Annotated in this window: 15 protein-coding genes and 1 pseudogene; 11 read left to right on the top strand and 5 right to left on the bottom strand. The window is 65.1% G+C overall.

Annotated features, from left to right (window positions below):
• The first annotated feature begins 39 nt into the window (after window positions 1-39).
• The 4 genes from nuoL to ADY59_RS07480 are packed head-to-tail and all read left to right on the top strand — an operon-like array spanning window position 40 to window position 6,053.
• A complete protein-coding gene (gene nuoL, locus ADY59_RS07495; protein ID WP_049559368.1) occupies window positions 40-1,905 on the top strand; it encodes an NADH-quinone oxidoreductase subunit L in 1,866 nt (621 codons plus the stop codon).
• On the top strand, window positions 1,905-3,470 hold the full coding sequence (locus tag ADY59_RS07490; protein ID WP_049559367.1) for an NADH-quinone oxidoreductase subunit M: 1,566 nt from the start codon (window positions 1,905-1,907) through the stop codon (window positions 3,468-3,470). The genes nuoL and ADY59_RS07490 overlap by 1 nt, the downstream gene beginning before the upstream one ends.
• Window positions 3,467-5,053, top strand: a complete 1,587-nt coding sequence (gene nuoN, locus ADY59_RS07485) for an NADH-quinone oxidoreductase subunit NuoN (RefSeq protein WP_049559364.1) — start codon at window positions 3,467-3,469, stop codon at window positions 5,051-5,053. Before ADY59_RS07490 ends, nuoN begins: the two co-directional genes overlap by 4 nt.
• A gap of 10 nt (window positions 5,054-5,063) precedes the next feature.
• Window positions 5,064-6,053 carry a polyprenyl synthetase family protein gene (locus tag ADY59_RS07480; RefSeq protein WP_049559363.1) on the top strand — a complete coding sequence of 330 codons (990 nt, stop codon included), beginning with the start codon at window positions 5,064-5,066 and terminating at the stop codon, window positions 6,051-6,053.
• On the opposite strand, the gene rarD is transcribed toward ADY59_RS07480, so the two are convergent.
• The gene (gene rarD, locus ADY59_RS07475) at window positions 6,021-6,941 is read right to left on the bottom strand and encodes an EamA family transporter RarD (RefSeq protein WP_053174518.1); all 921 of its coding nucleotides are present in this window, start codon (window positions 6,939-6,941) and stop codon (window positions 6,021-6,023) included. The two genes, ADY59_RS07480 and rarD, sit on opposite strands and share 33 nt — an antisense overlap.
• A gap of 114 nt (window positions 6,942-7,055) precedes the next feature.
• Here rarD and msrA point away from each other — a divergent pair, with 114 nt between their 5' ends.
• The 3 genes from msrA (at window position 7,056) to ADY59_RS49705 (ending at window position 10,761) form a co-directional block, all read left to right on the top strand.
• Complete coding sequence (gene msrA, locus ADY59_RS07470) at window positions 7,056-7,715, top strand: peptide-methionine (S)-S-oxide reductase MsrA (RefSeq protein WP_197093484.1); 660 nt, start codon at window positions 7,056-7,058, stop codon at window positions 7,713-7,715.
• A gap of 453 nt (window positions 7,716-8,168) precedes the next feature.
• The gene (locus ADY59_RS48480; RefSeq protein WP_082309926.1) at window positions 8,169-9,404 is read left to right on the top strand and encodes an ATP-binding protein; all 1,236 of its coding nucleotides are present in this window, start codon (window positions 8,169-8,171) and stop codon (window positions 9,402-9,404) included.
• A gap of 34 nt (window positions 9,405-9,438) precedes the next feature.
• Complete coding sequence (locus tag ADY59_RS49705) at window positions 9,439-10,761, top strand: DUF6414 family protein (RefSeq protein ID WP_156325357.1); 1,323 nt, start codon at window positions 9,439-9,441, stop codon at window positions 10,759-10,761.
• A 313-nt stretch (window positions 10,762-11,074) separates the two neighbouring features.
• Here ADY59_RS49705 and ADY59_RS49700 read toward each other — a convergent pair whose 3' ends face one another.
• Window positions 11,075-11,275 (bottom strand): hypothetical protein, encoded by a 201-nt coding sequence (locus tag ADY59_RS49700; protein WP_156325356.1) that lies wholly within the window; start codon window positions 11,273-11,275, stop codon window positions 11,075-11,077.
• A 2-nt stretch (window positions 11,276-11,277) separates the two neighbouring features.
• On the bottom strand, window positions 11,278-11,598 hold the full coding sequence (locus ADY59_RS49695; RefSeq protein ID WP_156325355.1) for a hypothetical protein: 321 nt from the start codon (window positions 11,596-11,598) through the stop codon (window positions 11,278-11,280).
• 114 nt (window positions 11,599-11,712) lie between these two features.
• Here ADY59_RS49695 and ADY59_RS53675 point away from each other — a divergent pair, with 114 nt between their 5' ends.
• Genes ADY59_RS53675 through ADY59_RS07460 form a run of 3 tightly spaced genes read left to right on the top strand, consistent with a single transcriptional unit; the run spans window position 11,713 to window position 13,437 of the window.
• On the top strand, window positions 11,713-12,021 hold the full coding sequence (locus tag ADY59_RS53675; RefSeq protein WP_331459476.1) for a helix-turn-helix domain-containing protein: 309 nt from the start codon (window positions 11,713-11,715) through the stop codon (window positions 12,019-12,021).
• Complete coding sequence (locus tag ADY59_RS07465; protein WP_331459475.1) at window positions 12,018-12,953, top strand: transcriptional regulator; 936 nt, start codon at window positions 12,018-12,020, stop codon at window positions 12,951-12,953. Before ADY59_RS53675 ends, ADY59_RS07465 begins: the two co-directional genes overlap by 4 nt.
• A 40-nt stretch (window positions 12,954-12,993) precedes the next feature.
• Complete coding sequence (locus ADY59_RS07460; RefSeq protein ID WP_331459474.1) at window positions 12,994-13,437, top strand: hypothetical protein; 444 nt, start codon at window positions 12,994-12,996, stop codon at window positions 13,435-13,437.
• Between the two features lie 98 nt (window positions 13,438-13,535).
• Here the strand turns inward: ADY59_RS07460 and ADY59_RS07455 are convergent, their stop codons facing one another.
• Window positions 13,536-14,936, bottom strand: coding sequence for a replication initiator (locus ADY59_RS07455; RefSeq protein ID WP_063780591.1), 1,401 nt, complete (start codon window positions 14,934-14,936; stop codon window positions 13,536-13,538).
• 671 nt (window positions 14,937-15,607) lie between these two features.
• A complete protein-coding gene (locus ADY59_RS07450) occupies window positions 15,608-17,116 on the bottom strand; it encodes a recombinase family protein (protein ID WP_049559354.1) in 1,509 nt (502 codons plus the stop codon).
• Between the two features lie 40 nt (window positions 17,117-17,156).
• On the opposite strand from ADY59_RS07450, the pseudogene ADY59_RS53915 reads away from it, so the two are divergent.
• Window positions 17,157-17,255, top strand: a pseudogene (locus ADY59_RS53915) (peptide-methionine (S)-S-oxide reductase MsrA); the annotation flags it as partial.
• Window positions 17,256-17,339 lie beyond the last annotated feature (84 nt).

Below are 17,339 nucleotides of genomic sequence, written 5' to 3'. Positions count from 1 at the left end.
GCTGAGATCATCCAGCACACCGCTGGTGGCGCGATCGGCATGTCCTGGCTGATGATCGCCCTCCCGTTGCTGGGGGCGTTCATCCTGCTGGTCTTCAACCGGTTCACCAACCGGTGGGGCCATCTGCTGGGCGTGGTCATGTCCTTGGCCTCGTTCGCCGTGGCGGTGCTGGCGTTCGTCGAGCTGCTCGGGCTCGGCGAGGATCAGCGCCGTCAGGCCGTGACGCTGTATGAGTTCATCCCCAGCATGAAGCTCAACATGGGGCTGCTCGTCGACCCCCTGTCGATCAGCTTCGCGCTGCTGATCACCGGTGTCGGATCGCTGATCCACATCTACTCGATCGGCTACATGTCGCACGACCCCGACCGGCGCAGGTTCTTCTCCTACCTGAACCTGTTCGTGGCCGCAATGCTCCTGCTGGTGCTGTCCGACAACTACGTCGGGCTGTTCATCGGCTGGGAGGGCGTCGGCCTGGCCTCGTACCTGCTCATCGGGTTCTGGCAGTTCAAGCCGTCGGCGGCGGTCGCGGCCAAGAAGGCGTTCGTGGTCAACCGCGTCGGCGACTTCGGGCTGCTGGTCGGCATGTTCGTCATCTGGACGTCGTTCGGCTCGCTGGCCTTCAAGGACCTGGGCGCCGAGCAGATCGGCACCGCGTCCAACGGCACGCTCACCGCGATCGGCCTGCTGCTGCTCCTCGGCGCGTGCGGCAAGTCGGCGCAGCTCCCGCTGCAGTCCTGGCTCCTGGACGCGATGGAGGGCCCGACCCCGGTCTCGGCCCTCATCCACGCCGCGACCATGGTCACCGCCGGCGTCTACCTGGTGGTCCGCTCGGGCGTCTTCTTCGAGGCCTCCGACGTCGCCTCGCTGGTCGTCACCATCGTCGGCGTGGCCACGCTGCTCGCCGGTGCGATCATCGGTTGTGCCAAGGACGACATCAAGAAGGGCCTGGCCGGCTCGACGATGTCGCAGATCGGTTACATGATGCTCGGCGCGGGCCTCGGCCCGGCGGGCTACGCCTTCGCCATCGCGCACCTGATCGCGCACGGCTTCTTCAAGGCCGACATGTTCCTCGGCGCCGGCTCGGTCATGCACGGCATGAACGACGAGGTCGACATGCGCAAGTACGGCGGGCTCCGCAAGTACATGCCGGTCACCTTCGCCACGTTCATCGTCGGCTACCTGGCCATCATCGGGTTCCCGTTCCTGTCCGGCTTCTACACCAAGGACGGGATCATCGAGACGGCCATGGAGCACGGCGCCTGGATGGGCTGGCTGGCCGTCCTCGGCGCCGGCATCACCGGCTTCTACATGTCCCGCATGATCTTCATGACGTTCTTCGGCGAGAAGCGCTGGGACAAGGACGCGCACCCGCACGAGTCGCCCTCGGTGATGACCGTGCCGCTGATCCTGCTGTCCATCGGCTCGATCGTGCTCGGCTACTTCCTCATCATGGACAACAGGCTCATGCACTTCCTGGCCCCCGCCGTGGGCATGCCGGAGCACGTGCCCGTCCCGCACCTGTTCAGCACCACCACGGTGGGCCTGTCCACCTTGGCGCTGGTGGCCGTCGGCGCGGCCATCGCGTGGATGAAGTACGGCCGCGCCCAGGTGCCGGCCGTGCAGCCGCGCGGCTCGTTCCTCACCACCTTCGCCCGGCGTGACCTGTACGGCGACGCGCTCAACGAGTCGCTGTTCATGCGCCCCGGCCAGTGGCTGACCCGCATCGCGGTGTACTTCGACAACCGTGGCATCGACGGGCTGGTCAACGGCCTGGCCGCGGGCATCGGGGGGAGCTCAGGGCGCCTGCGGCGGCTCCAGACGGGCTTCGCCAGAACGTACGCGTTGTCCATCCTGATCGGCGCCGCCCTGCTGACCGGCGCCCTGCTCCTCGTTGGGAACATCTGATGTCGTCACTCTGGCTCCCGATACTCATGGTGGTGCCCGTGCTGGGCGCCATCGTGGTAGCGCTGCTTCCCAAGGGCAGCGACAAGCTGGCCAAGCAGGTCACGCTGCTGGTCTCGCTGGTCGTGCTGGCGCTGACGCTCGTCATGGCGTTCCAGTTCACCGGCGCCCCCGGTGACCGGTTCAAGTTCGCGGCCACCTACGACTGGATCCCGAGCTTCGGGGTGCACTTCGGAGTGGGCGTCGACGGCATCGCGCTGGTGCTGATCGCCCTGTCGGCCGTGCTGGTGCCGATCGTGGTGCTCGCCTCGTGGCACGACGCCTCCGGCGTCAAGGCCGCCGACGGCACCGTGGTCGCGCCCAAGCGGTCGGTGAAGACGTACTTCTCGCTGCTGCTCGTGCTCGAAGCGATGATGATCGGCGTCTTCGCGGCGACCGACATCTTCCTGTTCTACGTCTTCTTCGAAGCCATGCTGATCCCGATGTACTTCATGATCGGGTCCTACGGCGGGGCGCAGCGGTCCTACGCGGCGGTCAAGTTCCTGCTGTACTCGCTCTTCGGCGGCCTGCTCATGCTGGTCGCGGTCATCGGGCTGTACGTCGTGGCGGGCAAGGGCACGTTCATGTTCCCCGAGCTCGTCGGCGTCATCCAGGACCCGGCGACGCAGAAGTGGCTGTTCGCGGGCTTCTTCATCGCGTTCGCGATCAAGGCGCCGCTCTGGCCGGTGCACACCTGGCTGCCCGACGCGGCCGCGCAGGCTCCGGCCGGCGCCGCCGTGCTGCTGGTGGGCGTGCTGGACAAGGTGGGCACGTACGGGATGCTCCGGTTCTGCCTGGAGCTGTTCCCGGACGCGGCCAAGGCGTTCACCATGCCGATCATCGTGCTCGCGGTCATCAGCATCATCTACGGCGCGATCGTGGCCATCGGCCAGACCGACATGAAGCGCCTGATCGCCTACACGTCGATCTCGCACTTCGGCTTCATCGTCATGGGCGTGTTCGCCATGTCGCAGGTGGCCCAGGAGGGCGCGGCCCTCTACATGGTCAACCACGGCTTCGCGACCGGCGCGCTGTTCCTGGCCGCCGGGTTCCTCATCGCCAGGCGCGGCTCGCCGCACATCGCCGACTACGGCGGCGCGCAGAAGGTCACGCCGCTGCTGGCCGGCTTCTTCCTGATCGCCGGTCTGGCCGGGCTCTCGCTGCCGGGGCTGTCCTCGTTCGTCAGCGAGTTCATGGTGATGATCGGCACGTACTCCAGCCCGGCCTTCGGGTCGGGGGCGCTGACCGTGGCGGCGATCGTCTCCGCGGTGGCCGTCATCCTGGCCGCCGTCTACATCCTGTGGATGGTGCAGCGCACGCTCAACGGGCCGACCGCCGAGCCGGTCAAGGCGTTCAAGGACCTGAACGCGCGCGAGGTGTGGGTGCTCGCGCCGCTGGTCGCCCTGATCATCGGCTTCGGGTTCTTCCCCAAGCCGCTGCTCGATGTGATCACACCCGCGGTGACCAGCACGCTGTCCAACGTGCAGGTCGACAACCCGGCTATCGCTGAGAAGGGAGCCGGTCAGTGAACCCCGTCATCGAGACGCCGACGATCGAGTACGGCACGCTGGCGCCGCTGCTGCTCGTGTTCGCGGCCGCCATCGTCGGCGTGCTCGTGGAGGCGTTCGCGCCCCGCTACCTGCGTAAGTCGATCCAGGTGCCGCTCACGCTGCTCAGCCTGGTCGGCGCGTTCGCCCTGGTGATCCTGACCGTGGTCGGCGGCGACGTGCCGTCCGAGCCGGTCGCCATGGGCGCGCTCGCGGTCGACGGGCCGGCGCTGTTCATCTGGGGCGTCATCCTCGTCCTGTCGGTCGTCTGCGTGCTGCTGATCAACGACGAGGGCCACTTCGTCGCCTCGGCGGCCGCGGTGCCCGGCAGCGCCGACGAGGAGGAGGCCGAGCGGTCCGGCAGCGCGCACACCGAGGTCTACCCGCTGGCGCTGTTCGCGGTGGGCGGCATGCTCATGTTCCCCGCCGCGAACGACCTGCTGACCATGTTCGTCGGCCTCGAGGTCATGTCGCTGCCGCTGTACCTGCTGTGCGGCCTGGCCCGCCGTCGCCGCCTGCTGTCGCAGGAGGCCTCGCTGAAGTACTTCCTGCTGGGCGCGTTCTCCTCGGCGTTCTTCCTGTACGGCACCGCGATGCTGTACGGGTACGCCGGGACCGTGTCGCTCGCCGGGATCAGCCAGGCCATGTCGACCGGCGGCGCGCTGGACCCGCTGCTGCTGATCGGGTTCGCGCTGCTCGGCGTGGGCCTGCTGTTCAAGATCGGCGCGGCGCCGTTCCAGGCCTGGAAGCCGGACGTCTACCAGGGCGCCCCGACGCCCATCACCGCCCTCATGGCCTCCGGCACGCTGGTGGCCGCCGTGGGCGCGCTGCTGCGCGTCTTCTGGGTGGCGCTGGGCAACCTGGACTGGAACTGGCGGCCGGTCATCTGGGTCGTCGCGGCCCTGACGATGATCGTCGGCGCGGTGCTGGCGATCACGCAGACCGACATCAAGCGGATGCTGGCCTACTCCTCGATCGCGCACGCCGGCTTCCTGCTGGTGGGCGTCATGGCCACCTACGCCACCCCCGAAGGCAACGCGGTCTCGCTGCAGGCGATCCTGTTCTACCTGCTCGTGTACGGCATCACCACGGTCGGCGCGTTCGCCGTGGTCACGCTGGTGCGCGATCCCGGTGGCGAGGCGGGGCACCTGTCGCGCTGGGCCGGGCTGGGCAAGCGGTCGCCGATCCTGGCCGGGGTGTTCGCCTTCTTCCTGCTGGCGTTCGCCGGTATCCCGCTGACCAGCGGGTTCTTCGGCAAGTACGCGGTGTTCACGGCCGCGCTGGGCAGTGCCACGGAGGCCGGCGACTCGCTCGGCAACTGGTTGACCGGGCTGGTCGTGGTCGGTGTGATCGCCTCGGCGATCGCGGCCTTCTTCTACGTCCGCGTCATCGTGCTGATGTTCTTCAGCGAGCCGGCGGCCGACGGCCCGACCATCGCGATCCCCAGTGCGGGGACCGTGGCGGTCATCGCCGTCTCGCTGCTGGTTACGGTAGGAGTCGGGCTGTACCCGGAGCCCGTGCTCGACCTTGCCCAGCAGGCTGCATCTGGCCTTTTCGTTAGATAGGGGATCCCATATGTCCGCGCCTCCCGTTGTTGACCTTCCCATCGAGGACGAGCGGTTGGCGCAGGACGTGTCCAACGGGCTGGCCGCGGTGGAGAAGCTGCTGCGCTCGTCGGTGGAGAGCGACGACGCCTTCGTCACGGAGGCGTCCAAGCACCTCATCGAGGCCGGCGGCAAGCGTTTCCGGACGCTGATGGTGCTGCTGGCCGCCCAGTTCGGCGACCCGTCGGCGCCGGGCGTGGTGCCCGGCGCCGTGGTGATCGAGCTGACCCATCTCGGCTCGCTCTACCACGACGACGTCATGGACGAGGCCCCGGTGCGCCGGGGCTCCCCGTCGGCCAACGCCCGGTGGGACAACACCGTGGCCATCCTGACCGGCGACTACCTGTTCGCCCAGGCTTCCGACCTGCTGGCCGATCTCGGGCCGGAGCTGATCAGGATCCAGGCGCAGACGTTCTCCCGCCTCGTGCAGGGGCAGATCCGCGAGACCATGGGGCCGCAGGCCGGCGACGACCCGGTGGCGCACTACATCAGCGTGCTGGCCGACAAGACCGGCTCGCTCATCGCGGCCTCCGGCCGGTTCGGGGCGCTGCTGTCCGGGGCTCCCGCCGACGTCGAGGAGCGGCTCAGCCGGGCCTGCGAGGCGATCGGCGTGGCCTGGCAGCTCGGTGACGACCTGCTGGACGTGGCCTCCGCCTCCGCCGAGTCGGGCAAGACGCCCGGCACCGACCTGCGCGAAGGCGTCAAGACCCTGCCGGTGCTCTACGCGCTGGCCGCCGACCCGTCGTCGCGGCTCGCCGCCCTGCTGTCGGGGCCGGTGGCCGAGGAGGACGTCGACGAGGCGCTCACGCTGCTGCGGGCGCACCCGGCGATGGCTCGGGCCCGCGCCGAGCTGGACGCCTGGGTGGACCGGGCTCGCCACGACATCTCCGGCCTGCCTGACATTCCGGCTAAGTCGGCATTTTTGGCGCTATGTGACTACGTGGTCGAGCGGTCGGGCTGACCGCTTCGGCCGCCGCGCCCGTGCCGCGCGCAAGCTGTCGTACGTGAAGATCACCAAGGCGACCCACACGATGGCGAAGCCGATCCACCGGCTGGGCGGCATCGTCTCCTTGGCGATCAGCACCCCGCACAGGAACTGCAGCACGGGCGCTATGTACTGCAACAGCCCGATGGTGCTGAGCGGCACCCGGATCGCCGACGCCGAGAACGCCAGCAACGGCAGCGCCGTGATCACCCCCGCCCCGACGAGCAGCGCGGCGTGCCCGGCCCCCTCGGTCCCGAACGTCGCCTGCCCCTGCTGCTGCAGGAAGACGAGGTACGCCAGCGCCGGCACCAGCAGCACGAGCGTCTCCACGGTCAGGCTCTCGGCCGCCCCCACGTTCGCCTGCTTCTTGACCAGCCCGTACACCGCGAAGCTCACGGCCAGCACCAGCGCCATGTACGGCGGCCGTCCGTAGTTGACGGTCAGCACCAGCACCGCCAGCGCCCCGAACCCCACGGCCGTCCACTGCAGCGGCCGCAGCCGCTCCTTCAGCAGCACCACCCCGAACAGCACGCTGACCAGCGGGTTGATGAAATAGCCCAGCGCGCTCTCGACCACGTGCCCGCTGTTGACGGCGTAGATGTACGTCCCCCAGTTCAGCGTGATCACCACGGCGGCCAGGGTCAGCAACCCGAGCTTGCGCGGCTGGCGTACCAGCTCCCTGATCCACGACCAGTGCCTGCGCACGACCAGCACCGCCACGACGGCGACCAGCGACCACACCATCCGGTGCGCGAGGATCTCCACCGCACCGGAGGGCTTCAGCAGCGGCCAGTAGAGGGGGAACAGTCCCCACATGGCATAAGCGGCCGCCCCGAGCAGCACGCCGCGTCGCAAGTCAGGCATGTCCCTCATCTTCGGGCATTACGATGCTTAAACACAAACGTGTGCATCTATACGGGACTATGTAGAAGTCGTTAAGCGTTGTCGCCTCTGTAGAGTGAACCGTGGAGGTGCGCTATGGGTTGGCTGTTCGGAACCAAGACGTCGATGGTCAGTCGCGAGGACGCCCTGCCGGGCCGTCCGGAGTCCATGCCCGTCCCGGCCCGCCACGCCGTCCTGGACGCCCCTTTGGCCCCGCCGTACGCGCCGGGCCTCGAAGTGGCGGACTTCGGCCTGGGCTGCTTCTGGGGCGCCGAGCGCAAGTTCTGGCAGACGGCCGGCGTCGTCACCACCGCCGTCGGGTATCAGGGCGGCTACACGCCGAACCCGACGTACGAAGAGGTGTGCAGCGGGCGTACCGGACACACCGAGGTGGTCAGGGTCGTCTTCGACCCGGCCAGGATCTCCTACGAGGAGCTCCTGAAGGTCTTCTGGGAGGCGCACGACCCCACCCAGGGCATGCGCCAGGGCAACGACGTCGGCACCCAGTACCGGTCGGCGATCTACTACCACTCGCCGGAGCAGCAGAAGGCGGCCGAGACGTCGCGCGACGCGTACCAGAAGGTGCTGACGGAGGCGGGGTTCGAGGCGATCACCACCGAGGTGGCCGCCGCGGGGCCGTTCTACTTCGCGGAGGATTACCACCAGCAGTACCTCCACCGCAACAAAAACGGCTACTGCGGGATCGGCGGGACGGGCGTGGCCTGCCCGGTCGGCCTGACCTCCGGCGAGGCGTAGACCTGCAGAGATAGCTAGATCCTGGCCCGTGGTCACCCGGCACGTCCGGCGTCGATCATGGGCCAGAGTCGTTCTCGGCGACAATCTTCCTTACAGGTTCAAGGGCGTGCCGCCTGCGGCGGCCCGCCGCGCGTCGGGCGGTCGCTGGACCGTGCTGCGGCCCGGGGGCCGGTCGCGGCCAGCACCGCCCACGCGCACCTGGTGGTATCGCGGTCACCGGACGACCTAGGTGAGATTGTTCGCGACTCGTCCAGCGGATACCGGGTGTGAAACTGAGCCGCACTCGCTTCCCTGACCCGGCCCTCGGATGGCGAACCGCCTGTAGGCTTCCGAGGCAAGCAGCGTTGCGACCGGTTCGGAGAGGTCGTATAGCCCTGCCCCCACATTCTCGGTCGTCCTCCTCTGAGGCTCGAAGCCCTGTGCATATCTCTTTACAGTAGATAGTGAGTACGTATGGCCATCGATGAAGGCGAAGTTATAGAGAAGCGTGACGGTCTCCTGATCAAGGTAGTCTCGGTTCTGGAGGGTGGACAGGCTTTTCTCGGCCGCACCACAAACGGAAATTCAGTGCGATTCTCGCTAGGCGAACCAGTCGATCTGGCACGAGGCGACGTTGTCTTAGCTGGAGATGACTGGTGGGAACGCATGCCAGCCGACGCGTGGGCTGACGAGTCGCAGGTAGGCGTGGTGCGTAGAGTTCTCGACGACAGCATCGTTATTGAGGTGGGAACTATAATGCGCCTTTTGCGAGGCGTCCCATCGCTGTCGGTCGCCCTGGGAAATACCGTCGAGTTTAACGAGATCGATGGTATTACTCGTATTATCAGTGATACCCCGCTTAGGTTTCGCAATGAGGGTATCGACGATGAGAACCTCAATGAATACCTCGTAGATCGTGATGAAGAGTCTCCGCTAACGTTTGAGTCGTTCGGCGGATATCATGAAGTACGCAACAGGGCCATGGAGCTCATAGAAACGCAGCTCAATAAGCGGGAAAATCTCCTCAAGATAGGAGCTCGCCCTATCAAGGGTGTGCTATTTACAGGGCCACCCGGAACAGGAAAGACTCATCTAGCTCGTATTATCGCCTCGGAGTCGAAGGCGGCTTTCTTTTTGGTCAGCGGGCCTTCGATTGTCAGTAAATGGCTGGGTGACAGCGAAGATACATTGCGTCGAATTTTTGTTGCAGCGGAGCAGGAAGAGCGAGCGATTATTTTCTTCGATGAGATAGACAGCATTGCGGAAAAGCGCACGGATGACTCTCATGAAGCGTCAAAGCGGCTCGTGGCACAGCTGCTAACGTTGCTGGACGGATTCGATCAGAGATCGAGCAATGTTGTGGTAATCGCTGCCACAAATCGTATAGATAATGTCGATGAAGCGCTCCTGCGCCCCGGCCGTTTTGATTGGGAAATCGATTTCGAAATGCCAACGGTTGAGGATCGCCTTGAGATTCTTCAAGTGGACGCTGCGCGAAAGCAAACTATCGGCACCCTGCCGCTTCGGGAACTAGCGGAAATGACGGATGGGTGGTCAGGGGCTCGTTTGGCATCGCTCTGGACTGAAGCGGCTCTTATGGCGGCGGGCGATGATCGAAGTTCAATTAGCGATGAAGACCTTGCTCAAGCATTCGAGCGTGTGAATCGGCGCCCGGCGCGCGAGGTTAAGGAAGGCAATGAGAAGGCTTAGCGCGTGGTGGAAAAAGCGGAGAGACCGTCGCAGAATGAAGCGGGCGGTCGAAGATGTGCCGTCCAAGAGCGTTCTGCGAGAGTTCGTTTATCTCGATGAAGTTAGCTTGCGAAGCCTGCTGGTCTCGCAGAGTGACACCATCCCGGAGCAGGTATCACGCTCCATCGCGCTGGCCGAGCAGGCCGAAATTACAGGAAAGCTGTCAGGAGGAAATGCAGCAGTAGTGAAGGCTGAGATAGGCTCCAAGTTTCAAACCAGCAACTCCAATACGGTGCAGACTTCTCGTAAAGCAGTCGTACAGACACTCTTCAAAGAGCTCCGCGACCAGAACAGGTTGGACTATGCGCTCGTAGTCAGAACTGAGAAGCCTGAGGTGTTTACATCAGCAGAGGCGATTCAAACTGCTAGTGAGCCGTCAACTGCCGTGCCGGCATCCAGTTTTGTGCGCGGCGCTCTCGTAGAGATCGAGGTTGAGCTGGAAGTCGATCCCATTTTCAAGCTGGGAACGCTTTTTACCGAGTACTCTGAAATGGTTGAAGAATTTCCTCGGATGATAGGGCGTTCCGATCGCGCCGCCCTCAGTGAGCTTCAACCAGTACGAAAGGTTCTGGAGCGCCTTCTTACAGGTTTGATTCCGATCCGGGCGAAAGCTGTCAACTACTCTGTTGTGACTGTATCGGGACAAGAGTACGTTGTTCATAATAGTGCTATTGTGGGCTTGGGGTTGATCTCGCTTCCATTGGAAGTTGTGGGAGTAACGGAACACCTTGGGTACTGGAAAGATATTCGTCGCGTCCTCTTCTCATCGGGGCGCTTTACAATGCTCTGTCGAATATCGCGGGACGGTATTCAGTGCAAGTGGACGCCTGTGAAGCTTGCGGACTTGTTTCGCGATGTTGCGCCTACGCTTGTGGATCAAATTACTACTTCCAGTAGAGCTGGTGTCCTAGGGCTCGGACAATCGCGGATCGAAGATAGCGAGCAGCAGGCGCTTGTTCGGGCTCTTACGATCTATCAGGCGAAACTGTCGCTAGCTGCGAGTGTGGAGCTGGATAGTACTCGGCAGGCAGAATTGGCAGCTGCAATAACAGAGGCTGGCACGGGGGAGATCTCTGCGGCGGTACAGAGGAGCGCTTTCACCAAGGTGCGGGAAATCATCCAATGCGCAGCAAATAACGATGCCATCGTCGATGCGGAGACTGACCTCATTTTGAGGCAGGAGGCAAGAACTGAAGGCGGCCTAACTGCTTTTGGTGCCCTGGTGAGTCCTTCGCGGGAATCGCAGCCTCCTGCAGATGACGATAGCCAAGAACGAGACCGTTTGCTTGACGTGGAAGTAGTGGCGATTTACTGGTGAGTTCGCAGTAGGTACGCCATGCGGCGTTGTTGTGTGCGTAGCCAATTGCTGAACTGAGGCCGTGACGATCGCTCACTGCGGTCCTCGCCGCTCAGGCTTGGGCGATCGCTGCCGCGGCCCTCCTTCGCCGGGCCTTGCCGCCGGCAGGGTGGTGCTGACGGCAACGCTGGTTTCCGTGAGCGAATTGCAGCAGCAGTGCGCCACTGCCCGTACTCGGGTCGGGCTAGACGATCAAGGCAATTGGTTCTCCTGCGAAGCGCCGCAGCGCATCCGCCGCTGGGCATGGTGCCCTCGCTACTGGTCAGCTTGCCATCTAGTTCCCTGCTGCCGATGCCCGCGACTTTTGCAACTTGATATCGACGGATAGATTGCCGGCTAGCTCCTCCAAGGTTTCTCCGCAACGCACGTTGGAGAGGCCGCTGTTCTTCGGCACGAAGCTGACTCGCATGGCCACCCAGCCTCCAGACATGTCGGTGATCTGCCAGCCGGGGAATCTGCCGAGCACTTGCTGCATAGTCAGAGGCACGGCTGTGCTCCGGCGATCAGCGGTGAGAGCGGGTGTGTCATGCGCAGTTCCGTGTAGCGAAGGGCGATTCGGTGGGCTGCGCGGGTGGGCTGGGTGAAGGGATGCCCTGCGTAGATCGCTCGGTGTCTGTGTGGGTTCCAGCCGGTGCGCCACCAGTACGTGCCGTCTGCGCACCACACGATCAGACCGACCCAGACCGACACCATGGGCGTGCCGTAGTCGTGATGAACGTCGGTAGTGATCCCCTTCTCCGCAAGAGCGACGGTCAGCTGTTGTGCGGCGGCCAGGGGTTGAGGCGGCAGTTCGTTCATGTACTGAGCGTCGCCGTCACGAAACCGCAGGTGAACGACGTAGCGCTGCTGGTGGTAGGTCTATTCCTGTCACGAATATCGGTACGGCCGAGGTCAGCGGCTTAACCTAGCGTTGTGACCCAGATACCGCCGCAGTTCTGGTCCGGGCCAGTCGTGGCCGCCGCTCTGGCCGAGTGCGATCTACCAACCGTCCTCGAAAAGGTGCGGCGGGCGCACGGTTGGACGCAGGGCCAGCTTGCTGAGGCGGTCGGCTACTCCCAGAGCTGGGTGTCCAAGGTTCTCCGTGGCCGTCAGCCGCTCACCGTGGACCAGGTTCGGGAGATATCCATCCAGATCGGGGTGCCGCTTCACTGCTCCGATTCGGAGCCCGAGGGGATGACGATCCGACGAAGCGCAGAGACTTCGGCAAGGCCGTGGCGTTGACCGCACTGGCGGGCCTGGCCCTGCCCAAGCGTCCAGATGTGGACGAGACGACGGCCGCCACGCTGACCAGCATCACCGGTGCCCAGCGTCGGCTGGAGGCCGTCACGCCTGCGCGCGAACTTGCCAGGCCGGCTGTGGCGCAGGTCGATCTTGCGAGCCGCGTTCTCGGCCGCGCGTCGCGGTCTCCGCATGCTGACGAGATCCGGGCCGGTCTGAGCGAGGCGGCAGGTTTCGCGGCCTGGGTGCATGCCGATATGCAGGACACCGGCTCGGCGCGGCTCTACTACCGTCGCGCCGTCGACAGTGCACGACAGGCCGACCATGCGCTGCTGGCGGCGTACATGATCGGAAGTCTGGCCGCGTTCGAGATCGACGCCGACGATCCGCTGATTGGGCTCAATCTCCTGGTGCGGGCGCGGCGGGAGATCGGTGAGCGGCCACCGGCCATCGCTCGTGCGTGGCTGTCGAGTCTCGAAGCGCTCGGCCATGCGACCGCGCGGGACGGGATGGCAGCGCTTCAGGCGTTGACCACGGCTGAGGAGGCGGTACGGGCTGGTGAGCGGGCCGCCGCACCGCCCTGGCCATGGGTGTTCCCTTTCGATCACGCCAAGTTGGCGGGGTATCGGGCTCTGGTGATGGTACGGCTCAAGCGGCCGGTTGAAGCCGTTGCCGCGTTCAACGAGTCGCTTTCGTCGGCCCAGCCCGGTGCGAAGCAGCGGGGTGTGCTCATGACGGAGGTGGCGACGGCTGAGGCCATGGCGGGGCGTTACGAGGAGGCGCTGTATCTGGCGTCCAACGCGCTCACTGTGGCGACGATGTATGGCTCCGAGCGGACCCTGCACCGGGTCAAGAACTTCCGCCGATCGTATGCCGGGCCGTCGTCCGATGCTCTGCGCTCGTTCGACGAGCGTCTTCACGCCACTCTGATCTAGGGGGATCATGGTTCGCATTGCTGTGTCCGGTCATCGGGGCTTGCCGGAGGAGACCGCCGTACTGATCGACGGGGCGGTACGTGAGGCGCTTGCTGAGTACGGTCCTGGAGTCGCCGGGTTGTCCTGTCTGGCGGACGGGGCTGACCAGATCTTCGCTCGGGCGGTGCTCGATCTCGGTGGGGTGCTGGAGGCCGTGATCCCGGCCAAGGAGTATCGGGATGGGCTGCCGGGCGAGTGCCATGCTGCGTACGACGAGTTGCTGGGCCAGGCGTTCCGGGCTCACCGGCTGGACTTTGTGGAGTCCACCGCGGAGTCGCACATGACGGCCAGTGCGCGGATGCTGGACGACGTCGATGTGTTGTTCGCCGTCTGGGACGGGCAGCCCGCCCGAGGCTTTGGGGGGACTGCTGACGTGGTGACCGAGGCGCGGCGGCGGGAGGTGCCCGTTCGGGTGATCTGGCCCGATGGGGCCCGGCGAGATTAAGAGCCTCTAGACGCTAGATGCCTGGTCAGGCGGCTGATGGGCCTCTAGGTGTGCCTCTAGACCTAGAGGTGATCTCTCTAGGTCTAGAGGCACGGGCCCTATCGGTTCTCGTCTGCTTGCTGTCGAGCGATCCTGCGCGCCTTGGCGATCCGTTGCCGAGCTACCTCGGCCCAGAAAGCCTCTCCGTGGCGATGGCCGCTTCCGGCATAGTGCCATTCGCCCACCGTCACGGTCCTCTCCGGATCGGGAGGCGGAGTACCAGTGATCATTCGGGCTTGCTCGGCTCGGAAGTCGGTACGGGCCTGTCGTAGGTCTCCGAGTCTGATCGAGTAGTGGCGGGACTTGGTGGAGAAGTGCCCTCGGTAGCCGAGCATGTGCGCCCACTGCCGTAGGAGCAGCGTTCGGTAGGGCCGGAGTTCGGCGAGGCTGAAACAGGTATAGATCATGCGGCGGGCGTGTTCGCTGACCTTCAGCCTGGCGATCTCTCCGGTATGGCGGATCCGACGGTCAACGGTGCCTGCCGACTCAGCGCCCTTGGTGGCGTACCTGGCCACATACGCGGCGACTCGCTGGTCACTTAACTCACCCAACTCGCCTGACACGTAGACCGGTCGTACGTCGAGTTGGTCGCCCCATCGAACGGGCGAGGGCGGTCCGTCCTCTATTCGGACCGCGACCTGACCGGCGGTCCGGCGTACGGCCCGTTCGAACAGGGCGATCGTGATGTGGCCTGGTGGGCGGTCGAACGGTCCCTCCGGACCGTCCAGTCTGACGACGGCATGAAAGTGGACCATGCCGCGAGCTTGATACTCGGCGACCTTGGCGTACGAAAGGCGGACCGTCTGGCGTAGCTCCATTCGGGAGATCCCGAGCAGACGGGCCAGAACGCTCGGCATGGTCTTGGTGAACTCCCGCCAGAGCGCGCCCGCGTGAGCGTTCCAGAGGACGGCCCCGATGTAGTCGTAGCAGTCCACGCACAAGGGCTGCCCGACCTGGACGTCATCGCGCTCATGACGCAAGCCGCACCCCTTCGGCCGGCCATGCTCGCAGACGGGACGATCCCGGCGTGGACGGCATGGGAGTGTCCGGCCTGACTGCTCGCGGTGGGCGTGGACGGCACCGAAGGATGGGGCGGTGAAGGTGACGAACGCGCGGGGATGCTGGCTGACCTCTTCTGGGACGCCCTTGCCACCGCGTAGGCCAGTGATGATCAGGTGGTAGGTGTCGTCCTTGTAGACCGCCGAGCAGGCCGGGCACCTGGACGCGCGCCGGTTGCCGCACGCTGTGAGCAGGAAGCCGGTCGGCTCGTCGGCAGTCCGGTACACGTCGAGGACCTCACCCGTCCGGCTGTCCAGTGTGTACCTCTCACCGTGCAGCCGGACCGGTTGGGCACAGCCGCCCGTGGCGTACACCATCTGTTGCCAGGGGGCGAAGTCGGGCATGGCCGCTCTCTGCATCACGGCCAGCATCTCGGGCGACAGGTGGGGAACCTCGCTCAAGTGGCATCCTTCCCGGAGGTGCCATCGGGCGGGGTCTCGCGGGCGACGCATACGCCGAGCACGGTCGCGATGCGCTGCCATTTCTCTTCTGACCAGCGGGGGGATCGGGCGGCTTGCTGCTTGCCCCACTCCTGGGCAGACAGCTCGTTCGGTTGGTTCAGGTGGCCTCCTCAGCTCGGGATCGGGAGCCACCGCCGTACCTGACGAGCACGACCAGGCGCCAGCGCCAGAACAGCCGGAAGACGGCCTACGGCGGTGATGCCAGCAGCGAGAGAACAGGAATGGAGTGCGGCGAGAAGGTGGATGGCGCGCTCTGTGTGGACACCTGCCGTCGGGCCGGGTCTATCCGACGGGTCATCGGTGGTCGTGGGAAGTGTTTGCCCGGATTTGTGTATGCGCCGTGAGGTGATTCGCCGAGATTGTCGCTGCGGTCGTGCTGTGAGAGGCGGTGGGCTCTTGGAGGTGAGTACAGTTGTACCACTTGATCAACGTGTTCATGCAGGTCAGAGTTCCTTTGGCCGCCAGTGCACAGACGTCCGGCCAGGACCATATGTGTCCGGTTGAGTCCGTGGAAGTCCTGCTGTTGCCGGTAGTTCGGGGGCCAAAGTAAGAAGGCTGTCGCCCTTGGGTAAGGGGACAGCCTTCTCGGGACGTCTTGGACGTCTGACGGCTCAGCCTTCCCGCCAGATCGGCTCAAGCAGGTCGGGGTTGAACTTCCTGCGCCCCTTGCCGGAGGGGTAAATGATCACTGCCAGGAGGGCTTCACGGATGTAGGACCGCTTGATGGTGAGGGGCAGCCCATCGTCCTCCTCCGGTAGATACCAGCGCCGTCGGATCTCGGTGACGTCGGTGTCCGAGCGGGCTTGGCGGCGTTGCGCGGCGGCGGTGAAGCCCTGGGCCTCGGTACGAAGGCGGGCGATCCGCTTCTCAAGGTCCGGAGCCGTCGAGAAGAACAGTTCGTTCGTGATGTTGCCCGCCGTCCACTGCATGCGCAGCTCTTCCAGACGGGTTTTTGCGCCCTCGTACTCTGCCTGACCCGCCCACTCGGCAGGGCGAGCGGATGCGGCAAGTTGGACCTGCTCCAGCTTCGCGAGGACCGCCTCCGAGATGAAGAGATCGACCATGTCACCGCGCCGCCCGAGACCGCCGCAGCCGCCGACGGTCTTGCCGGGGCAGATGTACATGTGCTGGACACAATCCTTGCTGTGGGTGACACGCAGCGAGGCGTTGCAGAGGGAACCGTCCGGCTTGGCGCGACCGCAGCGAAGGAAGCCAGTGAGCAGGTAGTTCGGCTCACGGAAATCGGGCGTGAGGATGTGGCCGACGCGTCCGTCCCTGTAGATGTAGTGGCCCCTGCGGGCGTCGAAGATGTTCTTGACCGCCATCCACTGTTCGGGAGTCACGATCGGCTCCCACTGCCCGACCGCGGGGTTGCCCGCAGCGTCCCGGACGAGTTCGCCGTTGATCGCCCGCCAGCCACAGATGCGAGGGTTCTGCACGTTGAGTTTGACCGAAGGAGTAGTCCACTCGTTGCCCAGCGAGGTCTTCGCGCCCTCCCGGCGCCACTCATTCGTGATGGAGTAGAGCGACCGGCCTGCGATGAGATCCAGGACCGCCTTTCGTACGAGAGGTGCCTCCTCGGGGTCGAGGGTGAGACGGTCGGGCTTCCAGCCGAAGGGACGCGTACCGCCGACTGGTAGACCTTGCTCGGCGCGCATGCGGTGCGAGCGGCGCATCCGGCGCTGCATCTTGCGGACCTCCATCTTGGAGATCACCGCACCGAAGAGCCCCATGCTCTCAGTGTCCTCGCTGTAGAGGTCCTTCGTGCCGCGAGCGTCCGCGAACACGCGCCCATCCTGGTACGTGATCGCCTCGACGAAGCGTTCGTAGTCGCCGGGACGCCGAGCGAGACGGTCTTCGGCGACGATCACGACGCCTTGCACCGCCGTACCGTCGGGCAGTTCGCCAGCCCGTAGGACCCGTAGCATGGCCTCGAACTCGTCGCGTACGACGTCGGCCTTCGCGGCTGACTTGTCGTTGTCCGTGTACTCGTGGACGACCGTCCACCCCTGCCGTTCCGCCGTCTCCCGGTTGAGGTTGTGCTGGTCCTGCACCCCGCGCTCATCCCGCCTAATGTCAGCGGAAATGCGAGCGTAAGAGACGACTGGGACATCGGTCATGTAACTCTCCTCGCATAGATTATTGCGGAGAGTTAAGTTCTACCACCAGCAGTACCTTTTCAAGGTGCCTGACGGCTATTGCGGCATCGGCGGGACGGGCGTGGCCTGCCCGGTCGGCCTGACCTCCGGCGACGCGTAGCGTGCGGGCCGGCTCTCGTGCGGAGCGGGGGCCGGTCTCTTACTACTCCCGGTAGTGAACCGCGCCGTGAAGTCGGCGCCTGAA

Source organism: Nonomuraea sp. SBT364 (genome assembly GCF_001083785.1).
GTDB lineage: Bacteria > Actinomycetota > Actinomycetes > Streptosporangiales > Streptosporangiaceae > Nonomuraea.
Note: the sequence above shows the minus strand (reverse complement) of the source record. Positions and strands in the feature narration are given on the sequence as shown.

Excerpts from the sequence above, each read along its gene's own strand:
- ADY59_RS07480 (WP_049559363.1), top strand. The coding sequence starts at position 5,064 with ATGTCCGCGCCTCCCGTTGTTGACCTTCCCATCGAGGACGAGCGGTTG.
- rarD (WP_053174518.1), bottom strand. The coding sequence starts at position 6,941 with ATGCCTGACTTGCGACGCGGCGTGCTGCTCGGGGCGGCCGCTTATGCC.
- nuoL (WP_049559368.1), top strand. The coding sequence starts at position 40 with ATGTCCTGGCTGATGATCGCCCTCCCGTTGCTGGGGGCGTTCATCCTG.
- ADY59_RS49700 (WP_156325356.1), bottom strand. The coding sequence starts at position 11,275 with ATGCAGCAAGTGCTCGGCAGATTCCCCGGCTGGCAGATCACCGACATG.
- ADY59_RS07450 (WP_049559354.1), bottom strand. The coding sequence starts at position 17,116 with ATGACCGATGTCCCAGTCGTCTCTTACGCTCGCATTTCCGCTGACATT.
- ADY59_RS49695 (WP_156325355.1), bottom strand. The coding sequence starts at position 11,598 with ATGAACGAACTGCCGCCTCAACCCCTGGCCGCCGCACAACAGCTGACC.
- ADY59_RS49705 (WP_156325357.1), top strand. The coding sequence starts at position 9,439 with ATGAAGCGGGCGGTCGAAGATGTGCCGTCCAAGAGCGTTCTGCGAGAG.
- ADY59_RS48480 (WP_082309926.1), top strand. The coding sequence starts at position 8,169 with ATGGCCATCGATGAAGGCGAAGTTATAGAGAAGCGTGACGGTCTCCTG.
- ADY59_RS07490 (WP_049559367.1), top strand. The coding sequence starts at position 1,905 with ATGTCGTCACTCTGGCTCCCGATACTCATGGTGGTGCCCGTGCTGGGC.
- msrA (WP_197093484.1), top strand. The coding sequence starts at position 7,056 with ATGGGTTGGCTGTTCGGAACCAAGACGTCGATGGTCAGTCGCGAGGAC.